The organism is Aestuariivita boseongensis, from assembly GCF_001262635.1.
In the GTDB taxonomy this organism is placed as follows: domain Bacteria; phylum Pseudomonadota; class Alphaproteobacteria; order Rhodobacterales; family Rhodobacteraceae; genus Aestuariivita; species Aestuariivita boseongensis.
In genome coordinates, this window is sequence record NZ_JXYH01000050.1 from 1 (window position 1) to 11,834 (window position 11,834).

The 11,834-nt window shown below is 63.2% G+C and carries 16 protein-coding genes; 10 read left to right on the forward strand and 6 right to left on the reverse strand.

Annotated features, from left to right (window positions below; translation table 11 throughout):
* A partial coding sequence (gene irr / locus TR61_RS16020; protein WP_050931539.1) for a Fur family transcriptional regulator Irr occupies nucleotides 1-352 on the forward strand: 352 nt, incomplete at its 5' end.
* Between the two features lie 3 nt (nucleotides 353-355).
* A complete protein-coding gene (locus tag TR61_RS16025) occupies nucleotides 356-1,141 on the forward strand; it encodes a phytanoyl-CoA dioxygenase family protein (RefSeq protein WP_050931540.1) in 786 nt (261 codons plus the stop codon).
* 24 nt (nucleotides 1,142-1,165) lie between these two features.
* On the opposite strand, the gene TR61_RS16030 is transcribed toward TR61_RS16025, so the two are convergent.
* Both TR61_RS16030 and TR61_RS16035 read right to left on the reverse strand, forming a co-directional pair.
* Nucleotides 1,166-1,753 carry an MlaC/ttg2D family ABC transporter substrate-binding protein gene (locus tag TR61_RS16030; protein ID WP_050931564.1) on the reverse strand — a complete coding sequence of 196 codons (588 nt, stop codon included), beginning with the start codon at nucleotides 1,751-1,753 and terminating at the stop codon, nucleotides 1,166-1,168.
* Between the two features lie 5 nt (nucleotides 1,754-1,758).
* The gene (locus TR61_RS16035; protein WP_050931541.1) at nucleotides 1,759-2,511 is read right to left on the reverse strand and encodes an MlaA family lipoprotein; all 753 of its coding nucleotides are present in this window, start codon (nucleotides 2,509-2,511) and stop codon (nucleotides 1,759-1,761) included.
* A gap of 255 nt (nucleotides 2,512-2,766) precedes the next feature.
* On the opposite strand from TR61_RS16035, the gene TR61_RS16040 reads away from it, so the two are divergent.
* Genes TR61_RS16040 through TR61_RS16055 form a run of 4 tightly spaced genes read left to right on the forward strand, consistent with a single transcriptional unit; the run spans nucleotide 2,767 to nucleotide 5,523 of the window.
* Nucleotides 2,767-3,225, forward strand: coding sequence for a RidA family protein (locus tag TR61_RS16040; RefSeq protein ID WP_050931542.1), 459 nt, complete (start codon nucleotides 2,767-2,769; stop codon nucleotides 3,223-3,225).
* On the forward strand, nucleotides 3,222-3,989 hold the full coding sequence (locus tag TR61_RS16045) for a glycerophosphodiester phosphodiesterase family protein (RefSeq protein ID WP_050931543.1): 768 nt from the start codon (nucleotides 3,222-3,224) through the stop codon (nucleotides 3,987-3,989). Before TR61_RS16040 ends, TR61_RS16045 begins: the two co-directional genes overlap by 4 nt.
* 53 nt (nucleotides 3,990-4,042) lie before the next feature.
* Nucleotides 4,043-5,230, forward strand: a complete 1,188-nt coding sequence (locus TR61_RS16050) for a GNAT family N-acetyltransferase (RefSeq protein WP_050931544.1) — start codon at nucleotides 4,043-4,045, stop codon at nucleotides 5,228-5,230.
* Nucleotides 5,227-5,523 (forward strand): 4a-hydroxytetrahydrobiopterin dehydratase, encoded by a 297-nt coding sequence (locus tag TR61_RS16055; RefSeq protein ID WP_050931545.1) that lies wholly within the window; start codon nucleotides 5,227-5,229, stop codon nucleotides 5,521-5,523. Before TR61_RS16050 ends, TR61_RS16055 begins: the two co-directional genes overlap by 4 nt.
* Before the next feature lie 135 nt (nucleotides 5,524-5,658).
* Here the strand turns inward: TR61_RS16055 and TR61_RS16060 are convergent, their stop codons facing one another.
* Nucleotides 5,659-6,147 carry a peroxiredoxin gene (locus TR61_RS16060; RefSeq protein WP_050931546.1) on the reverse strand — a complete coding sequence of 163 codons (489 nt, stop codon included), beginning with the start codon at nucleotides 6,145-6,147 and terminating at the stop codon, nucleotides 5,659-5,661.
* A 91-nt stretch (nucleotides 6,148-6,238) separates the two neighbouring features.
* Here TR61_RS16060 and TR61_RS16065 point away from each other — a divergent pair, with 91 nt between their 5' ends.
* The 3 genes from TR61_RS16065 to TR61_RS16075 are packed head-to-tail and all read left to right on the forward strand — an operon-like array spanning nucleotide 6,239 to nucleotide 8,208.
* A complete protein-coding gene (locus TR61_RS16065) occupies nucleotides 6,239-7,447 on the forward strand; it encodes an NAD(P)/FAD-dependent oxidoreductase (RefSeq protein WP_050931547.1) in 1,209 nt (402 codons plus the stop codon).
* Nucleotides 7,444-8,007 (forward strand): 16S rRNA (guanine(966)-N(2))-methyltransferase RsmD, encoded by a 564-nt coding sequence (gene rsmD, locus TR61_RS16070; protein ID WP_050931548.1) that lies wholly within the window; start codon nucleotides 7,444-7,446, stop codon nucleotides 8,005-8,007. The genes TR61_RS16065 and rsmD overlap by 4 nt, the downstream gene beginning before the upstream one ends.
* Before the next feature lie 12 nt (nucleotides 8,008-8,019).
* Entirely contained in the window at nucleotides 8,020-8,208 is a 189-nt protein-coding gene (locus TR61_RS16075; RefSeq protein ID WP_050931549.1) for a hypothetical protein, read from the forward strand.
* Between the two features lie 6 nt (nucleotides 8,209-8,214).
* Here the strand turns inward: TR61_RS16075 and TR61_RS16080 are convergent, their stop codons facing one another.
* The 3 genes from TR61_RS16080 to sfsA form a co-directional block, all read right to left on the reverse strand.
* A complete protein-coding gene (locus tag TR61_RS16080) occupies nucleotides 8,215-9,261 on the reverse strand; it encodes a TRAP transporter substrate-binding protein (protein ID WP_050931550.1) in 1,047 nt (348 codons plus the stop codon).
* A 204-nt stretch (nucleotides 9,262-9,465) separates the two neighbouring features.
* Nucleotides 9,466-10,311: a type I methionyl aminopeptidase gene (gene map / locus TR61_RS16085; protein ID WP_050931551.1), complete on the reverse strand. Its 846-nt coding sequence runs from the start codon at nucleotides 10,309-10,311 to the stop codon at nucleotides 9,466-9,468.
* Between the two features lie 24 nt (nucleotides 10,312-10,335).
* Nucleotides 10,336-11,040: a DNA/RNA nuclease SfsA gene (gene sfsA, locus TR61_RS16090; protein ID WP_050931552.1), complete on the reverse strand. Its 705-nt coding sequence runs from the start codon at nucleotides 11,038-11,040 to the stop codon at nucleotides 10,336-10,338.
* Between the two features lie 47 nt (nucleotides 11,041-11,087).
* Between sfsA and TR61_RS16095 the strand changes: the two genes are divergently transcribed.
* Complete coding sequence (locus TR61_RS16095; protein WP_050931553.1) at nucleotides 11,088-11,810, forward strand: competence/damage-inducible protein A; 723 nt, start codon at nucleotides 11,088-11,090, stop codon at nucleotides 11,808-11,810.
* The last annotated feature ends 24 nt before the right edge of the window (nucleotides 11,811-11,834 follow it).

The following is an 11,834-nucleotide window of genomic DNA, read 5'->3' on the forward strand; positions in this document are numbered from 1 at the left end:
TCAGAGGGTGACCCTGGCGGAGTTGCTGGTGGGCGACGGGCATCACCGGCATGTCACGGCGGAAAGCCTGTTTGACGCGGTGAAAGCCGAAGGGGCGTCCGTGTCGCTGGCCACCGTCTATAACACGCTGCGCGCGTTCTGCGATGCAGGACTGTTGCAGGAGGTGACGGTGGACGGGTCGAAAAGCTATTTCGACACGAACACCCATGATCACCCGCATTTCTTCTGGGAAGATGAGGCGCGTCTGACCGATGCTCCCGCGGACCAGTTGGAAATCACCCGCCTGCCCGATGCGCCCGCCGGGGCGGAGATTGCGTCGGTCGACGTGGTGATCCGTCTGCGCAAGAAGTAAGCCTTGGCTGGCGGGACCGTTTCCCAGGAATTGATCGACACCTATCAGCGCGAAGGCGTTGTGTGCATCCGTGGCCTGTTCGCGGATCATGTCGACGAGTTGCGCGCGGGCGTTCAGGCCAATATGGACGCGCCCGGCCCTTATGCGTCGGAAAACAAGAAGGCCGGAGAGACGGGGCGCTTTTTCGACGATTACTGCAACTGGCAGCGGATCCCCGAATTTGCCGAGGTGATCCGCGATCCGGCGATCACCGATGCGGCGGCGGCGTTGATGGGCTGTGACCGGGTGCAGATGTTCCATGACCATGTGCTGGTGAAGGAACCGGGCACCTCGATGGCGACGCCCTGGCATTCGGACGGGCCCTATTACTTTGTCGAAGGCGCGCAAACGATCAGCTTCTGGGTGCCGCTTGACCCGGTGCGGGAGGCGTCGCTGCGCTGTGTCGCGGGATCGCACCGCTGGGAGAAAGACGTGCTGCCCACGCGCTGGGCGGCGGAGACGGCGTTTTTCGAAGGCGACTACATGCCCGTCCCCGACCCGGAGGCCGAGGGCATGGAGATCCGCGAATGGGAGATGGAGCCGGGCGATGCCGTGGCCTTTCACTTCCGCACGTTGCATGGCGCGCGAGGCAACACGTCGGCGTCACGCAGACGGGCCTTTTCGCTGCGCCTTGTGGGCGAGGATGCGCGGTACGTGGAACGGCCCGGCGCGACCTCTCCGCCGTTTCCGGGGCATGAAATGACGGCGCAACAGCGCCTGCGGGAAGACTGGTTTCCGGTATTGCGGTAGCGCGGGACTTGTCCCGCCACCGCGTCAGCTGAGCCTGCGCAGATCGGCGATCATCGCGTCGATATCGCCCCGGTTCTGATCCAGAAGCGCGCCGATTTCCGTGCGTTCGGTCAAAAGCAGGTTCACCCCTTCGATGAACATGTTGAAAAACAGGTTCTGCCCTGTCCGGTCCGATACGTGGAAGGTCACGTTGAACGGGGCCTGGCCCTGCAGAAAGGCGGTGGTGTCCACCTCGTACCAGCGCTTGACCCGGCGCACGCCCTTGACCTCAAGCCGCCCGCCGATGAACTCGCGGAAGCGGCGGCCGTATTTCTGGGCGACATAGGCCTGGAACGCGTCAGAGAAGGCGCGTTTTTGCGCCGTGCTGGCGCGGCGGCCATCGACGCCCATGGCATAGGCCGAGATGTAGGAGGTGTCGGAGTACCGCGCGAAAATCCGTTCGAAATCGCGGATCATGGCGCCTTCGGATTTGCCCGAGGCGATGACGGTGTTGATGTCGTCAATCACCGCGGTGATCAGATCGCGCGCCTGGTTTTCGTTCAGCGCAAGCGCCATTGACGGGGCAAGCGCGGCAGAGGCCGTCAGGCCGATCAGGACATGTCTGCGGTCCATCATGGTCAGAACCCTTCTGTTTCCAATGCGAACGGATCGATCTCTTGCGAGGGGTCTTCCTGACCCAGCTGGAACCGGCGGTTCTGCAAATAGATCAGCCGCAATTGGGCATAGCTGTCAGAGCTTTCATATAGGATGGAATCGACCGTGTCCGAGTACCGGCCGCGATCACTTAATCGTTGGCCGATATTCGCCGCCGGGCCCCAGTATTTCTCGGGCGAGTCGAGCGTATAGCTGAGCGGGTTGGTGAACAGATCCACCACCCGGCCCACGGTATGGCGCTGGGTTGAGGGGCCGATGAAGGGCAATTCGATATAGGGCCCTTCGGCCACGCCCCAGACATAAAGCGTTTCGCCGAAATCGGTCCGGGCTTCGGGGATTTCAAACGCGGTGGCCACGTCCATCAGCCCACCGAACCCGAAGATCGTGTTGATGAAAAGCCGCGAGAAGGCGAGCCCTGCGGTTTCCAGATCGCCCTGCAGAAGGCCGTTCACCATGACACTGGGCATGCCCAGATTGGTGGCGAAATTGCCGATGCCGTCTTCGACCACATCCGGAACAACAGTGGTGAAACCGCGCCCTGCGGGGCGCACAACAGCGCGGTCAAGGCCGCGGTTGAATTCATGCACCTTGCGGTTGCCGGATTCGTAAGGGTCAAGGATCCCGTCCCGCGTCACGGACCCTTCAGGCGCGCCACAAGCCGCCAGACCCAGGGTCGCGACAAGCAGCAGGGGTTTGAACAGTGAACTGGTTACCATATGAAATCGGGCCTTCAGGTCAAACGGGTCATCGGGTCTGTTATGGCGTACCTAAACGAATGATGCGCGGTTCCAATGTCTGATCCCGTCAAATGAGCGGAATGTGGCAGTTTGGAAACAAGATTTTCTTGTTCGCGCGCAGAAGTGATCGTCTTGTTTCCATCCGTCTGGCGCGGGAGGCTGCGTTTCTGACCTTTTCGCGGGGCGCGTTCCCGGCTAGCGTCCGCGCGAAGCGAGATCAGGAGGGAAGATCGCATGAGCATTGAAGAAAAACTGGCAAACCTTGGTGTCACTCTGCCCAATCCGACCGCGCCCGCGGCGAATTACGTTCCTTTCGTTCAGGTGGGCGATATCGTCTATGTCTCGGGCCAGGTGTCGGCGGGGCCGGACGGTCTGATCCAGGGCAAGCTGGGTGCGGATATGAGCGTGGAAGAAGGCGCGGCGGCCGCGAAAACCTGCGCGATTTCCCTGCTGGCGCAGGTGAAGGCCGCGTGCGGCGGCGATATCGAGCGGCTGGTGCGGGTGGTCAAGCTGACCGGGTTCGTGAACTCGACCGCCGATTTCGGTGACCAGCCGAAGGTGATCAACGGTGCGTCCGATTTCCTGGTTGAGGCGCTGGGCGATGCGGGCAGGCATTCGCGGTCTGCGGTGTCGGCGGCCTCTCTGCCGTTCGGCGTCGCGGTGGAGATCGAAGGGATCTTCCAGATCGCATGAGCCAGGCCCTGCCCGCGCCGTTCCTCACGATCCCGCTGGCGCATCGGGCGCTGCACGATATCCGCGCTGGGCGGCCCGAGAACAGCCGCGCCGCCATTCGCGCGGCGATCGCGGCGGGGTACGGGATCGAGATTGATCTGCAGATGTCCGAAGACGGGCAGGCCATGGTCTTTCACGACTATGACCTGTCGCGCCTGACGGCAGAGCGCGGGCCGGTTCGCCAGCGTAGTGCCGCGGCCTTGCAGCAGATCCCGTTAAGCGGCGGGGACGAGACGATCCCGACGCTGGCGGAGGTTCTGGATCTGGTTGCGGGCCGGGTGCCGGTGCTGATCGAGATCAAGGATCAGGATGGCGCGATGGGCCCGGATGTGGGGCCTCTGGAGCGCTCGACGGCCAGGGCGCTGAAGGGCTATGGTGGGCCGGTGGCGGTGATGTCGTTCAACCCGCATGCTGTCGCCGCGATGGCAGAGCTTGCGCCGGATGTCCCGCGCGGGATCACCACCAGCGCCTATGTACCCGAGGACTGGCCCCTGAGCGCGGCGGTCTGCGATCACCTGCGTGGCATTCCGGATTTTGACCGGGTGGGCGCCAGCTTCATCAGCCATGAGGTCACTGATCTGGACCGGCCCCTTGTGGTCGGGATGCGCGCGCGCGGCGTGCCGGTGCTGACCTGGACGGTGACCAGCCTCGAACAGGCGCGGGCGGTCGAAAATCTGTGTGATAACATCACCTTTGAGGGTTTCGCGGCGCCCTTCCGCTCTTGATCCCGGGGCGGGGCGTCACAGATAGAGTGGGGCATGCAGACCACAGGCCCGTTTTGACCCAATCCGAGATTGAAATCCGCGTTCTGGGATCGCTTGCGCAGATCGATGCGCAGGACTGGGACAGTTGCGCCTGCCCGGAAGTCGCCGATGGCGGGCGGCCCTTCGACCCTTTCACGACGCACCGGTTCCTGAAAGCGCTGGAAGACAGCGGGTCGGTGGGTCCGGGCACGGGCTGGCAGCCGCAATATCTGACCGCCTATGAGGACGACAGGCTGATCGGCTGCGCGCCGATGTACGCGAAAAACCACAGCCAGGGCGAATATATCTTCGATCACAACTGGGCCCATGCCTATGAGCGCGCGGGCGGGCGGTATTATCCCAAGCTGCAGATCGCCGTGCCGTTCACGCCCGCGACGGGGCGTCGGTTACTGGTACGGCCGGACCGGGCCGAGGTGGCGCAGGCCGCTTTGGTGCAGGGCGCGGTGCAGCTGGCCGCCGACAATCAGATATCGTCGCTGCACATCACCTTTTGCACCGAAGAAGAGGCGCAGGCCGGCGCGCAGATGGGTCTGATGCCGCGTGTGACCCAGCAGTTTCACTGGGAAGATCAGGGGTTTGGCGATTTCGAGGGGTTTCTGGCCTCGCTCTCGTCGCGCAAGCGCAAGAACATCCGCAAGGAACGCCAGCAGGCCAATGATTTCGACGGCGAGATCGAGTTGCTGACCGGCGATCAGATCCAGCCGCATCACTGGGATGATTTCTGGGTATTCTATCAGGATACCGGGGCGCGGAAATGGGGCATGCCGTATCTGACGCGGGATTTCTTCGATCAGGCGCAGGCGCATCTGCGCGATGACATGGTTCTGATGCTGGCGCGGGATGCGCATGGGTATTTCGCAGGCGCGCTGAATTTCGCCGGGCGCGAGACGCTTTTTGGCCGGTATTGGGGCTGCACCCGCCATCAGCCCTGCCTGCATTTCGAATTGTGCTATTATCGCGCTATCGACTGGGCGCTGGCCCATGGCCAAACCCGTGTAGAGGCCGGCGCGCAGGGCCAGCACAAGCTGGCGCGGGGGTATCTGCCGACGCAGACCCACTCGCTGCACTGGATTGGCGATCCGGGCTTTGCGGATGCTGTGGCGCGGTATCTGGAGGCGGAACGCGACGCCATCGAGGAAGAGATCGAGATCCTGACGGATTACGGCCCTTTCAGGAAAGCTCAAGTGGAGGAACATCAATGACCGAGAGACTGTCCGAGGAAACAAGAAAGCCTTTGCTGGAGCCGCTGTTTGCCAATGGCTGGGCCATGGTTGACGGGCGCGATGCGATCGAGAAGGAGTTCGTCTTTGCCGATTTCGTCTGCGCCTTCGGCTGGATGGCCAAGGTCGCCATCTGGGCGGAGAAATGGGATCATCACCCGGAATGGTTCAATGTCTACAAGACGGTGAAAGTGACGCTGTCGACCCATGATGTGGGCGGGCTGAGCGCGCTCGATGCCAAGCTGGCGCGCAAGATGGACGCGCTGGTCGGATAAAGGTGCGGCTGCGCCGCGTGTGAATGATTTGCGCGGGGCCGCGCGGGCCTTGAGGGGCGCTGCCCCTCAAACTCCCTGGGTATTTATGGCCAGAAAGAAGGGGCGGGCGCGGGCCTGCCCCTTTTGGTTTTGGCGTCACATCGCGTCGAGCAGGCCTTCCCCGGCGGAGATTTCGCAGGCGCCCGGGTTTTCTTCCTGGTGCAGCAGGGTGACGGTGCCGTCTTCGACCAGCATCGCATAGCGTTTCGAGCGCGCGATGAGGCCGGCGGGCGGGGCGTCGAAATCCATGCCGATGGCCTTGGTGAATTCGCTTTGCGCATCTGACAGCATGGTCAGGCCCGCCGCGGTGGCGCCTGTGGCTTCGCCCCAGGCTTTCATCACGAAGGGATCGTTGACCGAGACGCAGATAATTTCGTCCACGCCCTTGGCGTCGAACTGATCCTTGGTGCGCACGAAGCTGGGCACGTGGGCCGAATGGCAGGTGGGGGTAAAGGCCCCCGGCACAGCGAAGATCACGACCTTGCGGCCTTTGGTCTTGTCGGCGATCGAGACGGCCTCGGGGCCGTTTTCGCCGAGCTGTACCAGTGTTGCGTCGGGCAGTGTTGCGCCTTGGGATATTGTCATGGAGCCCCTCTTTGATGAATTGCGTTTACTGATGGGCTGGATATAGGGTCTGGCCCGGAGGGTGCCAGCGAAATGTGAAACGGGGAGCGTTATGGCGGGAATTCATGTGGTGGGCGCGGGTCAGGCGGGATCGTCTCTGGTGGCCGAGCTGCGCAAGCAGGGCTTTGAGGGCGAGATCACGCTGATCGGTGGTGAGCCGGTGCCGCCCTATCAGCGCCCGCCGCTGAGCAAGGGATATCTGCTGGGCGAGATGAATGTGGAACGCCTGTTCCTGCGGCCCGAGAGCTTTTATGCCGATCAGGATATCACGCTGCGCATGGGGGCGGAGGTTGAGGCGATTGATCCGGCCGGGAAGACCCTGACCGTTGGTGGAGAGGTCTTGCACTACGACCAGCTGGCGCTGACCACCGGGTCGTTGCCGCGCCGACTGCCGGCCAGTATCGGTGGCGATCTGGGCGGTGTCTTCGTGGTGCGCACGCTGGCGGATGTGGATGCGATGGCGCCCTGTTTCACGGAAGGCGCGCGGGTGCTGATCGTGGGTGGCGGCTATATCGGGCTGGAGGCTGCGGCCGTGGCGTCGAAGCTGGGCGTGACGGTGACTCTGGTCGAGATGGCCGAGCGGATCCTGCAGCGCGTGGCCGCGCCCGAGACATCGGATTACTTCCGTGACCTGCATGCCGCCCACGGGGTGGAGATCCGGGAGGGTGTGGGTCTGGATCACCTGATGGGCGAGGATCATGTGCAATCGGCGGCGTTGAGCGATGGCACGCAGGTCGACGTGGATTTCGTGATTGTGGGCGTGGGAATTGCGCCCGACACGCGCCTGGCAGAGGCCGCCGGTCTGGCGATTGACAATGGCATTGCGGTGGACGCGCTGGGCCGCACATCGGACCCGGCGATTTGGGCGGCGGGGGATTGTTGTTCCTTCCCGTACCGTGACGGACGGCTGCGGCTGGAAAGCGTGCCCAATGCGATTGATCAGGCCGAATGCGTGGCGCGTAATATGCTGGGGGCCGAGGAGGCCTATGTGCCCAAGCCGTGGTTCTGGTCGGATCAGTATGATGTGAAGCTGCAGATTGCCGGGTTGAACGCAGGCTATGACCGGATCGTCACGCGCCAGGGCGAAGGGCAGAGCGTGTCCTTCTGGTACTACAAGGGCGATACGCTTCTGGCGGTGGATGCGATGAACGATCCGCGCGGATACATGATTGGCAAACGCTTGATTGAGGCGGGCAAGTCGCCTGATCCGGCGGTGATTGCCGACCCGGACGCCGATCTGAAAGCGCTTTTGAAGCCGTGAGGATCATCGCCGGGGCGTTTCGCGGGCGCAGGCTGGCCGCCGTCGGCAAAGGCGATGCGGCGGGGCATTTACGGCCGACCAGCGACCGGGTGCGCGAAAGCCTGTTTTCCATGCTGACCCATATGGATGTGCTGGAGGGGGCGGAGGTTCTGGACCTTTTCGCAGGCACCGGGGCCTTGGGGCTGGAGGCGCTGTCGAGGGGGGCTGAATTTGTCACCTTCGTTGAAAAGGGGCGCGTGGGTCAGGGCCTGATCCGCGAGAACATCCGCATCACCGGCAGCGCGCAAAAGACGCGGCTGATTGCGCGGGACGCCACGCGACTGGGTCAGGCGGACCGGCAGGCGACGCTGGTTTTTCTGGACCCGCCTTATGGCAAGGCGCTGGGCGAGCGGGCGGTGGAGGCGGTGGTCGCGGGCGGCTGGCTGGCCGAAGGCGCGCTTCTGGTTTGGGAAGAGGCGGCGCCGGTAAACCCGCCACCGGGATTTGCGCTGGAGGACAGCCGCGCCTTTGGCGGGACGCATATCACCTTTCTGCGGTTCGTGGGGCAGGCTGCTTCGTGATAGGCTGCTGCAATGACCACAGCGACTCATATGGGATTTTGGGCCTGGCTTGCCGGGGCTGAGGCGCAGACAAAGACCGGGCCGGAGCGGAAAGCCCGGCCCGGCCCGATCTTTATTCACGACGCTGTGCAGCCCTGGCGGGGAGAGACGCTGCTTCTGGATATCCTGCGCCGCGATGGCGAGGAGGATGCGCCCCGCTGAGGTGGCCTAGTTCGAGGGTTGAACACCGCCACGGGTTGCGGCGACGGTGTCGCGCGCGTCCTGGATCAGCGCCGTGCCATCCAGCCCCTTGGCGTCGGCTTCGGCGATCCAGTCGGTGATGACTTCGGCCCCAAGCGCCTTGATGCGGTCGGTTTCGCCGGTGCTGAGCGTGGCGATCTGGTTGCCGGCGGCCTCCATCACGGCGCGGCCTTCGGCGTCGCCCGTGTCATGGGCGCGGCCCGCCCAGGCGCTGGCCATGGCACCGGAATTGGCGTCGATCACGGCGCGCAGGTCATCGGGCAGGCCTTCGTACACGTCCTTGTTCATCGCCCAGATGAAATAGAGGTTATAGAGCGACATCTCGCCCGCGACATCGGTGTGGCTGTCGATCAGCTCGTCCAGTTTGAGAGAGGGCGACATTTCCCAGGTGATCACGCCGCCATCGACGACCCCGCGCGAGAGCGCTTCGGGGAAGGCGGGGACGGGCATGCCGACGGGTGTGGCGCCCAGTTTTTCCAGCAAAAGGGTTGCGGGGCGGGAGGGGCCGCGCAGTTTCAGGCCGTTGAAATCTTCGACCGCGTCGATGGCGGAGCCGGTTTTGTGCACCAGGCCGCGCCCGTGCATATGGGCGGCGATCACATGGACGTCCGCAAAGTCGTCCATCAGGTGCTTCTGGGTGAAGGCCCAGGCGGCCCGGCTGGCCTCTTCGGCGGATTTGGTAACCATGAAGGGCAGCTCAAGCGCTTCGGCTTCGGGGAAGCGGCCGGGCTGATAGCCGGGGATGACCCAGCCGCCGTCAATCGCGCCGTCCCGGATCAGGTCATACTGGTTGGCAGCCGATCCGCCCAGTTGCATGAAGGGATAGATCTCGACCTTGATGCGGCCCTGGCTCTCAGTTTCGACCTTGCGGGCCCAGGGTTCGATGAAATGCTTGGGATTGGCCGAGTTGGGCGAGACAAAGTGCTGGAAGCGCAGTGTCACCTCCTGAGCCAGCAGGGGTGTTGCGGTAAGCCCGATCAGGGCGGCGAGGGCTGCGGACCGGATCATGGTCATGGCGCAGGCTCCTTTTTGGTCGTTTCAGACATGCTGCGAGGCAGCGGTGGAGAGATAAGCAGCGCCGGGCTTGTTGCAAGTCATTCGCAACTGACAAGTTGGGGGAAAAATCGGATCGTTTTCCCCTTCTTCAGGCTCGGACATTTCGACAGGGGGCAGCGTCTGCTTCGCGGTTGGCGATTCCAGCGGGCACGGGCCCCGAACTCAATAGGTGGGGTGAAACTTTCCGCCCGGCGAGAGGGTGAAGATGTCGACCCCGTCGGCTGTCACGCCCACCGAGTGTTCGAACTGTGCCGAGAGCGACTTGTCGCGGGTCACGGCGGTCCATTCATCGGCCAGCGTCTTGGTTTCGGGGCGGCCCAGGTTCACCATGGGTTCGATGGTGAAGAACATGCCTTCTTCCAGAACCGCACCGGTTCCGGGACGTCCGTAGTGCAGCACATTCGGCGGCGCGTGGAACACCTGGCCCAGGCCGTGGCCGCAGAAATCGCGCACAACGCTCATCCGGTGGGCTTCGACATAGGCCTGAATGGCGTGGCCAATATCGCCGAAGGTGTTGCCGGGTTTGACCATCTCGATGCCCTTTATCAGCGCGTCATGGGTCACCTGGATCAGCCGTTCGGCCTTGCGCGGCAGTTTGCCCGCCACATACATCCGCGAGGTGTCGCCATACCAGCCATCGACGATCACGGTGACGTCGATGTTCAGGATATCGCCATCCTTCAGCGTTTTTGGCCCCGGAATGCCGTGGCAGACCACGTGATTGACCGAGATGCAGCTGGCATGCTGGTAGCCCTTGTAGCCGATCGTGGCCGAGGTCGCGCCCGCCGCTTCCACCATGTCGGTGATCAGGCGGTCGATTTCCTCGGTCGTCTGGCCGGGAAAGACATGCGGCGCGATATCGTCAAGGATGCGCGCGGCCAGAGCGCCCGCGGCATGCATCCCGGCGAAATCGCCCGGTTCGTAAAGTCTGATGCCGTCTTTGGTAAGCCGGCCTTTCAAGCTCTCTTTCAAGCTGTCGCTCCTGAATTTTCTCTTCAGATACTGCATCGGTCCTGTCAGCGCCATAGGACCTCACGTCACGGTCGTAAGTGTACGGCCTATCGTGATCTCTTGCGGGTTTATCAAGGTATCATAGGCCAAAACTTCAACCCCTGCGGCGCGGGCGGCGTCCAGCGCGTCCCCGTAAGCGGGGTCGATGTCGCGCGCCACCGTAACGCGGTCGCAATCGGTGCGCTGGACCAGATAGAACAGGATCGCGCGGTGACCAGCCTGCGCCATCCGCGCCAGTTCGCCCAGATGTTTGGCCCCGCGCGCGGTCACGCTGTCGGGAAATTCGGCGAGGCCCAGTTGGCGCGACAGGGTGACGGATTTGACCTCGACATAGGCGTCGGGTGCGTCCGGGGCAGACAGCAGAAAGTCGATGCGGCTGTTTTCGCCATATTTCACTTCTGGCCTGACGGATCGGTAATGGGCCAGTTCGGCGATCTGGCCCGCCTCAAGCGCTGCGCGCAGGGCACGGTTGGGGATTGATGTATCGACACCGGTGAAATGCCCGTTGCCGTGATCCACCAGCCGCCAGCCGAATTTCAGCTTTTTCTTCGGGTCGTCATTGGGTTCCAGCCAGATGCGCGTGCCAGGTTCGGCCAGTCCCATCATTGAGCCGGGATTGGCGCAATGGGCGGTGATCTCACGCCCGTCGTCCAGCGTGCAATCGGCCAGAAACCGTTTGTAACGTTTGATCAGCCGGGCAGGCACAAGAGGGGTTTGAAAGCGCATGGCGCGCGGCCTATACGTGAGCCAACAGGTTTGCAAGGAGGGGTGGAATGGCAAATCCAACGGCAGCCATGCTGGTGATCGGGGATGAGATCCTGTCGGGCCGGACCCGCGATGCGAACATGCATTATCTGGCGGGCGAGTTGACCACCCACGGCATTGACCTGAAAGAGGTGCGGATTGTCAGCGATGACGCGCCAGCGATTGTGGCGGCCACGCGCGCATTGGCCGGGGCGTATGACCATGTGTTCACCAGCGGAGGTATCGGTCCCACCCACGATGACATCACCGCCGATTGCATTGCCGAGGCCTTTGGCCGGACGATTGATGTGCGCGATGACGCGCGCGCCTTGTTGGAGGCGCATTACGCCAATTCCGGGCTGGAGCTGAACGAAGCGCGGCTGCGCATGGCGCGGATCCCGGAAGGTGCGAGCCTGATCGAGAACCCGGTGTCGACCGCCCCCGGTTTCACCGTTGAGAATGTGCATGTGATGGCGGGTGTGCCCTCGGTCTTTCGGGCGATGGTGGCGAGTGTTCTGCCCACGCTGATAGGCGGTGCGCCGGTGCTGAGCCAGAGCCTGCGCGTGATGCGCGGGGAGGGGGATATCGCGGCCAATCTGGGGCAACTGGCCAAGGATTTCGCGGATCTGTCGATTGGCTGTTACCCGTTCCAGCAGGATGGCGCTTTTGGTGCGAATGTGGTGGTGCGCGGCACAGATGGTGCGCGGATTGATGCGGCGGTGACGCGTCTGGCGGATGAGTTGGGCCTGTGACCGCATCGCTTGAGGCGCTTTATG